At 67.7% G+C, this 14,774-nt stretch carries 14 protein-coding genes; 11 read left to right on the top strand and 3 right to left on the bottom strand.

The annotated features are described in order from the left end of the window. Positions 1–144: 144 nt before the first annotated feature. The 7 genes from IE226_RS07590 (at position 145) to IE226_RS07560 (ending at position 10,117) form a co-directional block, all read left to right on the top strand. On the top strand, positions 145–2,730 hold the full coding sequence (locus IE226_RS07590) for a Z1 domain-containing protein (RefSeq protein ID WP_190080255.1): 2,586 nt from the start codon (positions 145–147) through the stop codon (positions 2,728–2,730). After that, complete coding sequence (locus IE226_RS07585; RefSeq protein WP_190080254.1) at positions 2,727–3,770, top strand: PD-(D/E)XK motif protein; 1,044 nt, start codon at positions 2,727–2,729, stop codon at positions 3,768–3,770. Before IE226_RS07590 ends, IE226_RS07585 begins: the two co-directional genes overlap by 4 nt. Then, entirely contained in the window at positions 3,767–5,722 is a 1,956-nt protein-coding gene (locus tag IE226_RS07580) for a hypothetical protein (RefSeq protein ID WP_190080253.1), read from the top strand. The genes IE226_RS07585 and IE226_RS07580 overlap by 4 nt, the downstream gene beginning before the upstream one ends. Beyond that, positions 5,719–6,615, top strand: a complete 897-nt coding sequence (locus tag IE226_RS44030) for a hypothetical protein (RefSeq protein WP_229870610.1) — start codon at positions 5,719–5,721, stop codon at positions 6,613–6,615. Before IE226_RS07580 ends, IE226_RS44030 begins: the two co-directional genes overlap by 4 nt. Before the next feature lie 3 nt (positions 6,616–6,618). After that, a complete protein-coding gene (locus IE226_RS45040) occupies positions 6,619–8,469 on the top strand; it encodes a DNA cytosine methyltransferase (protein ID WP_308429437.1) in 1,851 nt (616 codons plus the stop codon). A gap of 105 nt (positions 8,470–8,574) precedes the next feature. Beyond that, positions 8,575–9,642 carry a DNA cytosine methyltransferase gene (locus tag IE226_RS07565; RefSeq protein WP_229870609.1) on the top strand — a complete coding sequence of 356 codons (1,068 nt, stop codon included), beginning with the start codon at positions 8,575–8,577 and terminating at the stop codon, positions 9,640–9,642. Between the two features lie 52 nt (positions 9,643–9,694). Then, positions 9,695–10,117, top strand: a complete 423-nt coding sequence (locus tag IE226_RS07560; RefSeq protein WP_190080545.1) for a very short patch repair endonuclease — start codon at positions 9,695–9,697, stop codon at positions 10,115–10,117. A 35-nt stretch (positions 10,118–10,152) separates the two neighbouring features. Here the strand turns inward: IE226_RS07560 and IE226_RS07555 are convergent, their stop codons facing one another. Next, positions 10,153–10,806, bottom strand: coding sequence for an ATP-binding protein (locus tag IE226_RS07555; protein ID WP_190080544.1), 654 nt, complete (start codon positions 10,804–10,806; stop codon positions 10,153–10,155). Between the two features lie 202 nt (positions 10,807–11,008). Here IE226_RS07555 and IE226_RS07550 point away from each other — a divergent pair, with 202 nt between their 5' ends. Genes IE226_RS07550 through IE226_RS07540 form a run of 3 tightly spaced genes read left to right on the top strand, consistent with a single transcriptional unit; the run spans position 11,009 to position 12,326 of the window. Beyond that, positions 11,009–11,854, top strand: a complete 846-nt coding sequence (locus IE226_RS07550; RefSeq protein ID WP_190080251.1) for a helix-turn-helix domain-containing protein — start codon at positions 11,009–11,011, stop codon at positions 11,852–11,854. After that, a complete protein-coding gene (locus tag IE226_RS07545; RefSeq protein ID WP_190080250.1) occupies positions 11,854–12,051 on the top strand; it encodes a DUF397 domain-containing protein in 198 nt (65 codons plus the stop codon). Before IE226_RS07550 ends, IE226_RS07545 begins: the two co-directional genes overlap by 1 nt. Before the next feature lie 53 nt (positions 12,052–12,104). Continuing rightward, positions 12,105–12,326: a DUF397 domain-containing protein gene (locus tag IE226_RS07540; protein WP_190080249.1), complete on the top strand. Its 222-nt coding sequence runs from the start codon at positions 12,105–12,107 to the stop codon at positions 12,324–12,326. A gap of 79 nt (positions 12,327–12,405) precedes the next feature. Here IE226_RS07540 and IE226_RS07535 read toward each other — a convergent pair whose 3' ends face one another. Continuing rightward, the gene (locus IE226_RS07535) at positions 12,406–12,705 is read right to left on the bottom strand and encodes a YndA family protein (protein WP_190080248.1); all 300 of its coding nucleotides are present in this window, start codon (positions 12,703–12,705) and stop codon (positions 12,406–12,408) included. Between the two features lie 267 nt (positions 12,706–12,972). Then, positions 12,973–14,232, bottom strand: coding sequence for an FAD-dependent oxidoreductase (locus IE226_RS07530; RefSeq protein WP_190080247.1), 1,260 nt, complete (start codon positions 14,230–14,232; stop codon positions 12,973–12,975). 210 nt (positions 14,233–14,442) lie between these two features. On the opposite strand from IE226_RS07530, the gene IE226_RS07525 reads away from it, so the two are divergent. Continuing rightward, positions 14,443–14,751, top strand: coding sequence for a hypothetical protein (locus tag IE226_RS07525; RefSeq protein WP_190080246.1), 309 nt, complete (start codon positions 14,443–14,445; stop codon positions 14,749–14,751). Positions 14,752–14,774 lie beyond the last annotated feature (23 nt).

Below are 14,774 nucleotides of genomic sequence, written 5' to 3'. Positions count from 1 at the left end.
ACCGGTAAACCCGGTCAGTTTGTATCCCGCATAAGCACTGAGCACGCTTTTCGCGGACTCTGGAATTCACGACCCGCACCAACTTCGGCGAGTCGGCACGTACTCGGGGGACCGGCGCCACGCGCGGCCCGGTTAGGAGAACAAGTGAGCAGCGAACTCGACCAGATCTACGGCGTCTTTCGCGATCTCCTCGACACCAGCACGCCTGCGGAAGCGGTGAAGAAGCTGGAGATCTTGGGGGTCGGCGTAGAACGGATCCAGGGGATCCGTGAGTTCCACGAACAGAAGCTGCTTGCGATCAAGGAGATGGAAGAGCCGCGGGTAGCCGTCAACGGCAACCGGGAGACCTGGTACACGGGCCCTCGCGAGAACGACCGTGCTTGGCCCGCGATTCAGCGCGAACTGGAAAGGTCGGGCTGGGCCCCGGACGCGCTCGCGGACCTCGACGCAGCATCCACGCGAGTCGTCTCGCTGCTCAACCACCCCAAGGAGCCCGACTTCTCCACGCGTGGCTTGGTGGTCGGCTACGTACAGTCCGGCAAAACCACCAACTTCACCTCGGTGATGGCCAAGGCGGCGGACCGCGGTTACAAACTGTTCATTGTCCTCGCCGGGATCCACAACGGCCTGCGTCGTCAGACCCAAGCCCGCCTCGCCGAGCAACTGGTGAAGTCAAATCCGACTGGTTGGTCACAACTCACCGGGCTTGAACGTGACTTCGTTCCGACCGAAAACGCCGCGTCATTCTTCGGCGGCAGCAACCGCACCCACGTCCTGTGCGTGGTGAAGAAGAACGCCACCGTTCTCCGGAAGTTCGCACGCTGGCTGGAGTCGGCCTCCGAGTACCTGCGGCAGGCCCCCGCGCTGGTGATCGACGACGAGGCAGACCAGGCCAGCGTCGCCACCGCCTCGATCAACCCGCTGATCCTCCGGATTCTCGACACCCTGCCGAAGGCGGCGTACGTCGGATACACCGCGACGCCCTTCGCCAACGTCCTCATCGATCCGGCGGCGAAGGACCTGTACCCGAGCGACTTCGTCGTCAACCTGCCGCAGCCCCGGGAGCACTTCGGCACGGAGGTCCTCTTTGGTCGATACGCCCTCGACGGCGAGGACCCCGAAGACGTCGACGACGGACACGACATGATCCGCAGTGTCCCCGGCGAGGACGTCCCCCTGGTCACGCCTGCAACGAGGGCGGACGCCGACGGCTTCACGCCCGAGATCACCGACACCCTCGAAGACGCCATCCAGTACTTCTGGCTGTCCACCGCCGCGCGCCGGGCTCGCGGCAAGGGCAACAAGCACGCCACCATGCTGATCCACACCAGCATGCGCATCCAGGTCCACAACAGCTTCCGTGAGCCGCTCAGGAAACTTCGAGCGCACACCCTGGACCATTTGAACGACCCCGATTCCCTGCGGAAGCTGCGCGGCCTGTGGGATGACGAGACCGCGCGTGTGCCCGCCGAGGACTTCCGGGAGACAAAGGTTCCCTTCGAGACGCTCTTGAAGGAGCTGCCGGGCGTCATCGGCGACTGCCGGATCATCATGGACAACTCCGACAGCGAGGACACGCTCGACTACGACAACGGCCCGGTCGTCGCCATCGCCGTAGGCGGCAACAAGTTCTCCCGTGGCCTCACCCTGGAAGGGCTCGCCGTCACCTACTTCGTACGGGCGGCCTCGGCATACGACACCCTGCTGCAGATGGGCCGCTGGTTCGGCTTCCGGCATGGGTACGCCGATCTCCCGCGCGTGTGGATGACGGACGAACTTCAGGCATCGTTCCGTCATCTCGCCACGGTCGAGGCCGACATGCGTCGCGACATCGACGTCTACCTCCACGAGAACGAGACCCCGCAGACGTTCGCCGTCCGCGTGCGCACCCACCCGGTGCTGCGGGTGACCGCCGCGGCCAAGATGCAGTCCGCGATCAGGGCAAGCGCGTCGTACGGCGGCCGTCGGATCCAGACGCGCTACTTCCACACCCGCGCCGACTGGCTCGCGGACAATCAGGAAGCCGCTCGCGAGCTGGTGCGTCGTGCCGTCACTGAGGCAGTCACGCACGACTCGCGCCCCCAAGAGGGTCGGCACGTCCTCCACGGGGTGCCACATACCGACGTGCTGGACTTCCTGAGTCGGTACCGCTTCCACGAAAAATCCCAGGAGTGCGACACCAAGTTGATCTCTTCGTACATCCGGCGTCGTGTACGAGAGGGCTCCCTCCAGCGCTGGAACGTCGCGGTCATCGGCAACAGCGCGGGGAACGCCACCAGCGACTTCACCTTCGCCCCGGACGTCACGGTCGGCCGCGTCACCCGTGCCCGGCTCCACAACCTCACCGGCGAACCGGACTTCGCCGACATCAAGACCATGATGAGCCGGTCCGACGCCGCCGCCGACCTGCGGGGCGCCCCTCGTGAGCTCCCGGAAGCCGAGATCTGGCGGAAGCGCCGCGAACAACTCCCGGACACCGGCCTGCTCGTGCTGTATCCGATAGACAAGGACTCCTGCCCTTCCGAGCACCGCAAGAAGTTCCGTGAGCCACTCGGTGCCGACGATCACGTGGTCGGTGTCGGACTGGTCTTCCCGGAGGTCAAGCCCGGGCAGAACGACAGTCAAATCAAGTGGGACGGCAGTTACATCTCGGCAGACCTCTCCGGCCTTCGGCTGGAGGACAACGACGACGAAGACCTTCGCACCCTCGAAGGCGATGACGCCGCATGAGTGACATATTCCGGCAGGCCCTGGAAGAGAGTTGGCGGGATCTCCTGCTGGCTCCCGTGTCGGCGGACAACCGGCTCCGGACTTCCCCGTTACCTGTCTCCACTTCACGCGGCCCGGTTCTCGCGGCCATCGATCGCGAGGGTCACCGACACCTGTTGGTACCGATAGCCGGAAATCAGCACGTCCGCGAGATCCGGGACGGCCAGGTCCTGCACTTGCGCAAGCGGCCCTTGGAGGACGAGGAGGTCTACCAGCACTACGCCGACCTCGGCTGCCTGCGTCACGATCTCGACGACGTCTTCACGGGACTCGGCGAGAACGTTTTGCGGGAGATCGCCCGGCTCGGCGAAGACGACCGGTCCCCCGCGTCCTCCCAGACGCTCAAAGCCCTGCACCGGGTATTGGATCGCTGGCGAGCCCTGTTCCGTGCGCACGGCACGCTGCTGGGCCCGATACAACTCGCGGGCCTCTACGGCGAACTGTGCATACTGCTCCGGCTCCTGGCCGAGAATCCCAGCGCCCACAGGCTGTGGGCGGGGCCGAGCGGTCGCCCGCACGACTTCACGTCCGGAACCGAATCCGTAGAGGTGAAAACCGTCACCGGCGACGCCTTGCGCATACGCGTCCATGGCCTGCGCCAATTGGAGCCGCCCGAGGGCGGCAACCTACAGCTCGCCTGTCTGCGCGTAGATCGCGTCCCCGAGGGCGGCGAGGGGACGAGCGTCGTGGACCTCGTGGAGCAGGCTCTGCGGCTGTGCGACGACGAGAGCACGTTGCTCGGCCTCCTTGCCGAGGCCGGCTACCACACCGTCGATGCGGAGCGCTATCGCACGGTCCGATTCCTCGTGCGTGAGGAGCGCTGGTATGCGGTGACATCGGGCTTCCCTCGCCTCACGGCAGCCGACCTCGCCCTTGCCGAGGTGCCCGGCAACGTGACGGACGTGGAGTACACGGTGGATCTCACCGTGTCCCCACCCGTCCCTCTTCCGATGACCCGCGTGGAAAGACATTTGGCCGCCCTGCTCGGGGAGAGCAAGTGACAGACGTGCGCACCGAACCCCAGTGGTACTCCCAGCCGTATCCGCCGGAAGGCGCGAGCGCGGCCGAGGGCATCCGCAACCAGCTCGGCAGACCCGAGTTGGACCTGCTCACCATCCTCGTACGGGAAGCTGCCCAGAACAGTTGGGACGCCAAAGATGTGCGACAGGACGGACCGGTCCGTTTCGGTATCGACCTTGGGTACGTAGGTCCTGCGTATGCCGACTCCTGGCGCAGGCTCATGTTGAACGGAGCTCCGTCGAACGAGCACCTCGCCCTGCGCAGAGCCCTGCGCGCCGGGATTCGGATCATGACGATTTCCGATCGGGGCACGAACGGCCTCGGTGGCCCCACCCGCGCCCACGAGATCTCCGAGGGCCGCCAAGACTTCGTCGCCTTTGTGCGGAACGTCGGTGAACCTCGCGACACCAAACTCGGCGGCGGCACCTATGGCTTCGGCAAGGCCATCTTCTATCTCCTCTCCAGTCTCGGAACGGTGCTCGTGCATACCCGTTGCCGGAACGACCGGGGAGAGCTGGAGACCCGGCTGATCGGCTGTGCTCTGGGCAACAGCTATCGAGACCGGGACGAGCAAGGCGAAGAGCGCCGGTACACCGGCCGACACTGGTGGGGCGACGCATCCGGTGACGTCATCGACCCTCTGATCGGCCCCGCCGCGGAGGATACGGCTCGCCACCTGGGCCTCACTCCCTTTCGGGAGGAGGAGACCGGTACGAGCGTGGTCATCCTCGATCCCCAACTCGACGGCCTGGAACCCAAAGAGGCCGCCGCTTACCTGGCCGAAACCGTGGCCTGGCACTTGTGGCCCAAGATGCTCGAACGCGCCGACGGCACTCTGCCCATGCGGTTCTCCGTCACCTGCGAAGGGCGAGATTTCCCGATCCCCGACCCGCGCACCACATCCCCGCTCAACCTCTTCGTGGACGCCTTCCGCCAGTTGGGCACGGACGAGGGCCGAACCTTGTCTTGTCAGAGGCCCGTCCGAGAGCTGGGTCGGCTGGGTCTCGTCCAGCGTCCGGTCCTCCCTCTCGATCCTTCTCCCGCCGCGCGCCGGGCCATGGAGATGGTGCAGGTCGAGCGGTCCGTGCACCATGTGGCACTGATGCGTCCGGCGGAGCTGGTGGTCACCTACTGGCCGGGGCGTGAGACGGGCACCGAGCTCCTCTCGTACGCCGGCGTCTTCCGCGCCAACGAAGAAATGGACACCACCTTCGCCGAGGCCGAACCTCCGACGCACGATGCATGGAACCACCAGCGTCTGGAGGGTCAGGACCGGACATTCGTCCGCACCACCTTCACCCGTCTCAAGGAAGCGGTCGACGAACTCCTCCAGTTGGGCGGATCAGCTCGCGAAGGCTCGGCGAACGTGGCACTGGGCGCGGCCAGCGCCCGCTTTTCCCCGCTGGTCGGAGGAGCCTGGGGCACCGGGGGCGCCACGGACTACGGCGTCACGTCCACGGGCCGGGCGACCGCAGCACCGGACGACGACGAGGAAATCCCGAGCGCGCGCGACCGCGCAGGCAAGCGTCGCAAGGGCCGAAACGTAGGCACGGCCGAGTCTTCGACCCCGGAGGGCGGCGGCGCCCGTGCCCTCCGCCCACGCGTGAAGTATGCGGGCGAGACCACGTACGAAGAGCGATTCGGACACGCCGTCCTCGTGCAGGCGTTCACTCTCCCCGTGCCGGTCGTGCAGCGGGTTCAGGTCGAGCTGGCGGTGGCCCTGCCCGGCACCGGCAACCGCGAGACCGATCCCCCGGCGGGTGCCGCGATGCCCGGCCTCGTCGGCTGGGAGGACCCGACGGGCAGGCTCCACGCCTCGCCCACGTACGTCATCGAGGGCGGCGACGAAACCGTGTGGCGCGCAGTCGTCCGGCCGGCCCCGGACACGATCACGGAGATCACCGTGAAGACCCGGGCGGTGAACGCATCGTGAGCAGGCTCGCCCTTCCCTACCGCTCACCCGCAGCCTCGTGCGTCCGGACCGAGCCGTGGCAACTCGTCCTCGACGGCGCCACCACCGACCTCCCCGAGGCGCTCGACTTCTGGGACTACCGCATGGACGTCGAGCTGAGCCGCACCGTGCACGTCGACCTGCCGGCGGCTCGTGCAGGGGCGGGACTTTCCGACGGCGCGGTACTCACTCTCGCGGCCGTCTGGACCGCCTCAGGCTCCAATCTGCGCGGCTCCGTGCAGCGGATTCCGCTCGCCGGTGAAGGCGTGCGCACGGTGGATCTCCACGCCGTCCTGCCGGGCGCCCAACTGGGCGGGGTCCTTGTCCTGGAAACGGTGCTGGTTCTCTCTCGGACCACGCCGACGGCCGCCGTGTTCTCACCGCGGCGCGCCGGTTCGCTTCTCTGGGACGACACCGCGGCTCTGCGTCTGCAGGGCGACGCGCCGCTCTTCCCCATGACGGTGATCGACTTCGCGCACACCTCGTTCAGGGACGGAGCGGCCTGGCACCTGCAGCTCGGATCAGACCTGAATGCCGCTGCGATGGGTTCCATGCTTCTCCTCGTCAACGAGAAGGCCGGGGACGTGTCCGCTGCCTTCGCCCATGCGGCCAAACCCGGCCCGGTGGATCGCGTCGTCCTCTCGATGGTGTACTCGGACTGCGCCCGCATCATGGTGGAACACGCTCTCCTCAAGGAGGAGTTCGTCGACGACGCGGACTTCGCCGAGGACTCCCTCGGCGCCACCCTCGTCAACCTCTTCCACCGGCTCTTCCCCGGCCGCACGGTCCAGGACTTGCGACAACTCCGGCAGAACTCGCCGAGCCTGTTCGCCTCCGAACTACAGGCCGCGACCCGCATCCTCCAGGAGGCATGAACCATGGCTCTCCTCTACCCTCGTCTCCTCGCCGGACAGGCCAAGCCGCTCCACCAGCAATACAAGGAGATGCCGCTTCCCGACTTGGCCGAGCTCGTCGCGTACCGCCATGAGTCCGCGGTCTATGTGGCCACCGGCGGCGACCGGATCACGGAGTCACAGCTGCGCGACTTGCGGGCTCTCGTACTGGAGACCGCCAAGCGTGCGGGCTTCCCCGAGGAGTCCTCTCGCGCGGCGCGGGCCCGCTTCGACCTCGACCTGGCCGCGCTCCTGCACGGCAAGATGGACCTGATGCCGGCCGAAGCCGCGTCCGGCGACGTCTGGGCCTTTCTCGCGCTGATCCTGCTTCCCGATGTCGCGTACTGGCGCTATCCCCGCCCTCCCGGCGACCGTGTGGTGGCCAGCGACCTCACCCGGCATGTCTTCGGTCGTCTTTGGTGGCGTGCACACCTCGTCCGTGACTCTGCGGCCCTCGAGCCGTACGCGGCGCTCGACATCCTCGGCGAGGCCGCCTTCGACCAGATCTACGCCCGCCGCAAGGCCCTCGGCGGCAGCCCTCATCTCGTACGCAACATTCTTCACGCCTGGGCAGCAGTCGACCTGCACGGCCTTCCCGAGCGCGACGTGCTGCGGGACTTCCTCAAGCGGCTTCTGAGGCTCGCCCCATTCGTCATCTTCGAGGCCTTGGCCGACGCCGACCTGCGGGCCGAACTCAGCGCCGTGGTCGACGAGTCCGTGGCCGCGTTGCGGACCGACGAATCACAGCCGGCCTCGGCAGAGACGGTGCCCACGAGCGCGACCTCGGCGGAACAGACGGGGAGACCCGAGCCGGAGCCGATCTCCGCCTCGCAACCCGCGTCTCCCACCCGTCGGCTGACCTCTCTGGAGCTGTGTGCGGGAGCGGGGGGCCTCGCACTGGGCCTGGAGTACGCGGGCTTCGACCCCGCCCTACTGATCGACCATCGCCCCGTCGCCCTCGACACACTGCGCCTGAACAGACCCGGTTGGCGCCTCCGCGAGGAAGACTTGAGCACCCTGGACCCTCAGTCACTCGCCCGGGAACAACCCTTGCTGCGACTCGACTTGATCTCGGGCGGGCTACCACGCGTGAAGGCAGCTGCCGCCGTCTCCCGAGAACGCGGCAATGACCACGAACTTGCCGTCCTCCGCGCCACCCTCGATCTCACCCGGATCCTGCGCCCCCGCGCGCTCCTGATCGAGAACGTTCCGGATCTGATCACCAGCGAGACCTACGCACCGCTCCGGGACCACATACAGCAGGAGCTCGCTGCGAGCGGCTACACCCCGTTGTGGTTCGTCCTCAACGCCGCCCATTACGGCGTGCCCCAGTTCCGGAAGCAGGGCATCCTCCTGGCCTTCGCGAGCGCCGAGGCTGCAAACGCATTCCGGATTCCGCCCCGCTCCCCCGAACCGGCGGCCACCGTCGGCCAGGCGCTCGGGCCATCCATGGCAGCCCGGGGCTGGGCAGGGGTTGCCGAGTGGATGGCGCTGGCCACGGAGGTCGCTCCTACTCTCGTCGGCGGTTCCTGGGACCGTGGCGGCGCCGATCTGGGGCCCACCGGCTCCAAGCGGGCTTGGGCGCGCATGGGAGTGGACGGTGGCACGGTCGCGAACGAGGTGCCGGACCCGGACTTCGTGTGGAACCCGACCCGCGGTCGCGACGGCATGATGGCGCTCACAGTCGAGCAAGCCGCCCTGCTGCAGGGATTTCCGAAGGACTGGGTTTTCGCGGGGCGCAAAACCGCCCGCTACCGCCAGGTCGGCCACGCCTCCCCGCCCCCGGTCGGCGAGGCGCTGGGACGTGCCATTTACGCCGCGCTGTCGACCGCATGAGGTCGTGGCCCTCCACCGGCTCCCTCGCCCCCTCCATCACCTATAAACTCGCTCACCATGACCGTCGCTTTGCCTCACCAGCTCCCACCTGTGGATTTCCACATCGTGGACCTTTTCGCCGGCCCCGGCGGACTGGACATGGCCGCGACGGTCCTGGGCATCCCCTCGACGGGGATCGAATGGGACGCGAACGCCGTCACGACACGTACCGCGGCGGGTCTCCACACGATCCACGGCGATGTGCGGAGTTACGGTCCAAGAGACTTCCCCGAGGCGAATGTCCTCGCCGGGGGCCCGCCCTGCCAGAGCTTCACCGTCGCCGGCAGCGGAGCCGGTCGCCGTGCCCTGGACGACGTCCTGAAGTTTGTCCAACGCCTGGTCGACCGAGACGCACGCAACAACATCGACGCCGATCTCGCCGACATGGACGACGAGCGCACAGGGCTTGTTCTCGAGCCTCTGCGCTGGGCGCTCAACGCAATCGACGACGACAAGCTCCGCCCCTACGACGCCATCGTGCTCGAACAGGTCCCCGCGGCCCTTCCCGTCTGGGAGGCATACGGAGCGGCCCTGGCCGACGAGGGCTACTCGGTCGCCCACGGCATCCTGCACACCGAAGAATTCGGCGTCCCACAGACCCGCCGCCGCGCCATCCTCGTGGCTCGACGTGACGGGCACACGGCCGCCCTCCCCACACCCACACATCAGCGCTATCGCAAGGGCGTTCCGCGCCCCGCGGGCGATCTCCTGCGCCAGAGTTGGGTGGCCATGGAGGATGTACTCACGCAGCGGACCGGCCCCTTCCAGGTCGTTTCGAATTACGGCACCGGCGGCAACCCTCGGCTGCGCGGCAGGCGCCGTTCCTGCGAACCCGCAGCCACGGTCACCGGCAAGGTCTCCCGCAACCGCATCGTCACCGACGACCCGGCGGAGCATGATCTCCCCCGACTGAGCACGAGTGAGGCGGGCCAGCTCCAGACCTTCCCGCACAGGTTCCCCTGGTCCGGCGGCGACATCTCCCAGCAGATCGGCAATGCCGTTCCGCCCCGCCTCGGCATTCACGTCCTCAGTGCCGCGCTCGGCCTGACGACGCCGGGTGAGGACGTGTGGCGTGCGCTCGCCGAATGGTCCCCACGAGCCCGTGCCGAGGCCACGGCAGATGCCGCACACTGAGATCGTGCCTGCTTCACGCCCGCTTCCCTCGTCCCATGTCGTCTCCGCGCGCATGAGCAAGCAACGCTCTCGGGACACCAAACCGGAAGTGACCGTCCGCCGATTGCTGCACGCCGCCGGGCTCCGCTATCGACTGCAGCGACGCGTCCCCGGGATGGCCCGCAACACGATCGACATCGCCTTCCCGGGGCCTCAAGTCGCCGTTTTCATCGACGGCTGCTTCTGGCACGGCTGCCCCGAGCACGCCACCTTCCCGAAGTCGAACCCCGCGTTCTGGCGAGAGAAGATCAACAAGAACGCCATGCGCGACACCAGGACCACCGCCCACCTGGAATCCCTCGGCTGGACCGTCCTCCGCTTCTATACGCACGAGGACCCGGAGCTGGTGGCCGACCAAGTGGCCAAAGTGATCCGATCGGCAAAGCCCGTCGACGACCGGTCGGGGCCGAAGGACGAACGCAGCGAACTACCCTGAAGCGGGCTCCTCGGCGTCCCGCCCCCTCCCCGGGATCACGCACTGGTCCACCCGGCTTCGAAGCGCGTCTCCGCCCGATCCAACGCCTCGTCCGGATCGCAGCCATGCGCCCGCAGCCAGTGGAGAAGATCCGCGATGACGTCGATCGCGGCTTCCTCCGCGGCGGCCACCGTCAAGGATGTGTCCGCAACGCGACGCGAAACGCCTCTCTCGCCGTAGTGGCCGATCAAAGCCTCGGCACGATCGACCCGGGGCCCGCCCGTGTGACCGGTCGGCGAGGCGAGGCCCGTGGCCAGCTCGCACCAGGTGACCTTGGAGTCGCTTCGAAGGATTACGCCCCACCGGTCGACAACCGCGTCGAGCAGTGCCATGCCTCGTCCGCTTTCCGCGTCTGCCCGGGCCGCGATCAGGGTTGGTAGCGCACGAGTGTCGGGGTCGCCGATCTCGACGCGAACGCACGTGTCCTTCATCGTGAGCCTGAGCGTGGTGGGCGTGTGCGGGCCCACATGCGTGATGACGTTGGCCACGAGCTCACTCACGCACAGTTGCGCCGCTTCGACGACCTCGGGCAGACCCCATCGGGTCAGATGGAGCCGCACCATGCGCCGCAGGGCTGCCACCTCTTCCGGCTCGGCCAAGAAGGGAAGTTCCCACGCCCTTCTCAGCACCCCGCACCGGCAGTCAGACATGTCGACCAGCCCCTCCACGCCGCGCAGGCATCGCTTACTGTGCCTGACTGTGCACCCAGGGTTGCAGTGGAACTCTCAAAATGGAACTCTCATGAGGAGCTTCCGGGAGCACGCGACCACTTCGCACTCCCCGGTCGTGCGCCCTTGCTCCGTCACCGAAGCGGGGGCACTCTCAGACCGATCAACAAGAGAGGCCGGAAACATGGCAGTTGGGCCGACCACCCGCCGTCGCCAGCTCGGCGCCGATCTTCGCCGATTGCGCGAACGCATGGGGCTCACGCTGGAGGACGCCGGTGCTCGGGTGGGTATCTCCAAAGCCACCCTCAGTCGCTACGAGACCAAGGAGGGAACGGTCAAGTGGCCCACCGTGGACGCCCTTTGTCGGACGTACGACGCCGATGAGGAGGTGCGTACAGCCCTCGTCGAGCTCGCCAAGGGCGCCCGGATCCAAGGGTGGTGGCGCTCCCTGGCCGATCCCATTCCCGAGTCGATGAACCTCATGCTGACCCTTGAGGACGAGGTGGTGCGAGAGGAGCACTACGCGTGCATGTATGTCCCCGGCCTGTTCCAGACCAGGGCGTATGCCGAAGCCGTGCACCGGGCGTCAGAGATGGGCTGCTCGGACCGCGAGGTGCAGCACATGGTCGACATTCGCATGAAACGGCAGGAGCTTCTGCAACGCTCCGAGCCGCCGCACATCTGGGCCATCGTCGACGAAGCCGCCGTCCGCCGTGTCGTCGGCGGGGCCCACATCATGCGTGAGCAACTCCGACATCTCCTGGAACTGGCCGAGTCCCCGCACGTGACGGTACAGATACTGCCGTTCTCGACAGGAGCCCATGCCGCAGCGGTGGGCAGCTTTGTCCTCCTGCGAGGTCAGAGCCAAGACCTGGACGTCGTCTACGTGGACCTTCTCGGCGGCGGGCTCTTCATGGAGAAACCGAAGGAACTGGAGCGGTACAAGTCGGCGTTCGATTACCTTCGTGCACAGGCTCTTGATCTGCCATCATCCAGCAAGACCATTCGCCGAATCCTCACGGAGTTGTGATGGACGCCCGACGCCCTCTCCACTGGTTCAAGTCCTCCTACAGCGGGGGGTCCGGAACCGAATGCGTCGAGGTGGCGGTGACCGGACACAATGTTCTTGTCCGCGACTCCAAGGGCTCCGCCCGCGATCAGCTGGCCGTCACGCCGCGCACCTGGTCCGAGTTCGTCGCGTCCATAGGGGACATACCGCGCCCCTGAATCAACCCGCGCCCCGCCACCGGGAAGGGAACGGGGAGCAAGAGCGAGATTCAATGACCAGCAGCATCAACACCGAGCGCGCCATTGCCGATGAGCTGGTGTGGTTCAAGTCCTCCTACAGCGGGGGCAACGAGACCGAATGCGTGGAAGTCGCCACCGTGAGCGATCAGGTGTTCGTGCGCGACTCGAAGCTGCCCGCCGGCAGGCGCTTCGGCGTTGAGGCGCGGGCCTGGGCCGGGTTCGTCGCATCCGTACGGGACATGCCGCGTCCCTGAGGCGGGCCGCCCCCGCCGCCGTGCAGGCGACGGGGGAGCCGTCCGGTAGAGGGAGTCGCGGCGGGTGGCCGCGTGGAGGCTAGTCGTAGAAGAAGACCCTGCCGCCGCCCTCGGCGTCCGTTGTGGACAGGGTGAGTTCTGCCTTCTTGTTGCTGCCGTCGACGTAGTCACCCAGACCGTTGAAGACGTGGCAGCCGCCCTTGGTGGACCTTTTGCCCACGTCCTTCATGCCATTGGAGTCCTGCTCCCACAGCGTGATCTCTTCCTTGAACTGCGTCTTGTCGATGCAGACCTTGAAGCTGCCGCCGGTTGAGTGGGAGTAGCCCGTGAACCACAGGTGCGAGTCGACGTCGCGGTGCTTGAACGTGCTGCTGCCCACGTGGTCCCAGCCCGCCGCAGCGTTTGCGATGCCCCCCGAACCAGCAGCCACCATGACCGACGCGCAGAACGCCACCCCTGCTGCCTTGCCTACCGTCTTTAGTGTCTTTCGCTTCCTCATTGCTTCGATCCCTACCTGTACTGCGTGTGTTGCCGTTCGCCGCCAGCCACTCGTCGCTTGCCGTTTGTCGCTTGCGGCTTCCGCCACCGTCGCAAATCCGGCCAACACATCACCAACAGGCCCGCAACCGTGCCTACTCCACGGTTCCTACTCCACCCGCTCCTCCCAGTCGATCGGGTGGTCGAACTGCCACGCCCCCCACACCGCTCCCCCGGCCCCGCCTACCTTCGTCGCCACCGGCAGGAGGGCGTCCCTCAGTACCCGGCTGAGCGGGCCCGCCGGTTTCGGGGTGGCTGTGCGGGCCGCTGCTGAGGTGGCCGTGGGGGTGGCTGTCGTGTGTTTCAGGATGCGGTCCACGCGGGGGCGGCGCAGGGACTCGTACGCGCTGAACGCCTTGCCGGGGGGCAAGTCCCTCAGGCAGCGCGCTAGTTGTACCGCGCTCTCGGAGGCCAGTGATGCACCCTGGCCCGAGGTGGGGGGCGTGGCGTGGGCCGCGTCTCCGATCAGGGTCATCCGGCCCCGGCTCCAGGTCGTGAGCGGAGGCATCGTTTCTGTGGGGCCCGTGATCAGCAGGTCCTCCGGGGCCGTGGCCGCCACCAGGTCCGCTGCCGGGGTGCGGTCGTCCGTGAAGGTCTGAGCCAAACGCCTCAGCCACTCCACCGCCCCCACCGCCTGCGCCTCCGCCGACGTCATCGGCTCCCGGTGCGGCAGGTTCACGGTCCACACCGCCGACGCGTCGTCCCGGATCTGGTACGCGAAGTACGCCCTCTTTCCGTAGCACATGTACAACACCCCCTCCGTAGAGGGGAGTTCCGTCTTCTGTACGTGTGCCGTGAACGTCAGCATTCCCGCGTAGTGCGGTTTCGGGGCGGTCGGGGCGATCAAGGACCGCACCGTCGAGCGCAGGCCGTCCGCGCCGATCAGTACGTCCGCCTTCGCCAGCGAGCCGTCCGAGAAGCGAGCCGTCACCCCCGTGCCCGTGTCCGTCGCGTCCAGGAGGCGCTTGCCCCGCTGGATCGGGATGCCGCGGCGCGTCGCCTCCGCCGCCAGGGCTTCGTGCAACTCCGTGCGCCATACGAAGCGCGTGGTGGGGAGGTGCTCGGGCGGGGCGAGCCGGGCCAGGTGCCTGCCCGTCCAGCTGCGCAGGCCCAGTGCCGTCACCGGGGTGCCGATGGCGCGTACCGTCTCCGCCGCGTCGATCGCCTCCAGCGCCTGCTGGCCGTTCGGGGCGATCGTCATGCCGCCGCCGCTGCTCAAGGACGGGGCCGGGTGCCCCGTCGAGTCGTACGCCTCGTAGACCGTTGCCTCTATGCCCGCCTTGTGCAGGGCCATCGCCGCAACCGGGCCGGCGATGCCACCCCCGATGACCAGGGCGGTTCGGGTGCGGGCGGTGGTTCGCGCGGTCATCTTTACTATCGGTCCCTTGTCGGCGGCGCTGTCGCACACGCCGCGTAGGCGCAGCGCACACCCTCACCAACCTACGTGCCGCAGACCCCCTCGCCGCAAGGCTTTCCCGGCGCGTTAGCCTCGGGCCGAAGGCGCATTGAGGGCGCATTGAGGGCGTATCGGTGGAAGCCGTGGCGGCAGCCGCGGCAGAGCCGTGGAAGCGAGGCAGGCGTGGCGAAGGTACCGGCAGCAGCAGCGGCCGCCAGTGGGCTCGTCGGCGGGTTCGCCGTCGCCCGGTGGACGAAGAAGCGGCCTCTTGGCGGGGTCGTACTCGCCGCCGCGGGAGCCGCTGCCGCTCAGCAGTGGCGGCAGAACGCGGGGCCGAAGACGGCTGCCGCGCTCAGCACCGCGTACGTCGCCGCCTTCGCCGGGTCGCACCCGCTCGCCAAGAAGGTCGGGGCCTGGCCCGCCGTCTTCACGGTCGCGGGCGGCGTGGGGCTCGCCTCTTGGGCCTTCGCCGACCGCCGTCGCGCGGCCTAGCCTCGGTCTGACCCCCGCCGCTG

Origin of the sequence: Streptomyces longisporoflavus (genome assembly GCF_014649775.1) — a bacterium.
Classification (GTDB): domain Bacteria; phylum Actinomycetota; class Actinomycetes; order Streptomycetales; family Streptomycetaceae; genus Streptomyces; species Streptomyces longisporoflavus.
This window is presented reverse-complemented; position numbering and strand designations above follow the sequence as displayed.

Bases quoted from the DNA above. Each gene is read 5' to 3' on its own strand.
- IE226_RS07585 (WP_190080254.1), top strand. From the start codon at position 2,727: ATGAGTGACATATTCCGGCAGGCCCTGGAAGAGAGTTGGCGGGATCTC.
- IE226_RS45040 (WP_308429437.1), top strand. From the start codon at position 6,619: ATGGCTCTCCTCTACCCTCGTCTCCTCGCCGGACAGGCCAAGCCGCTC.
- IE226_RS07560 (WP_190080545.1), top strand. From the start codon at position 9,695: ATGAGCAAGCAACGCTCTCGGGACACCAAACCGGAAGTGACCGTCCGC.
- IE226_RS07555 (WP_190080544.1), bottom strand. From the start codon at position 10,806: ATGTCTGACTGCCGGTGCGGGGTGCTGAGAAGGGCGTGGGAACTTCCC.
- IE226_RS07550 (WP_190080251.1), top strand. From the start codon at position 11,009: ATGGCAGTTGGGCCGACCACCCGCCGTCGCCAGCTCGGCGCCGATCTT.
- IE226_RS07545 (WP_190080250.1), top strand. From the start codon at position 11,854: ATGGACGCCCGACGCCCTCTCCACTGGTTCAAGTCCTCCTACAGCGGG.
- IE226_RS07540 (WP_190080249.1), top strand. From the start codon at position 12,105: ATGACCAGCAGCATCAACACCGAGCGCGCCATTGCCGATGAGCTGGTG.
- IE226_RS07530 (WP_190080247.1), bottom strand. From the start codon at position 14,232: ATGACCGCGCGAACCACCGCCCGCACCCGAACCGCCCTGGTCATCGGG.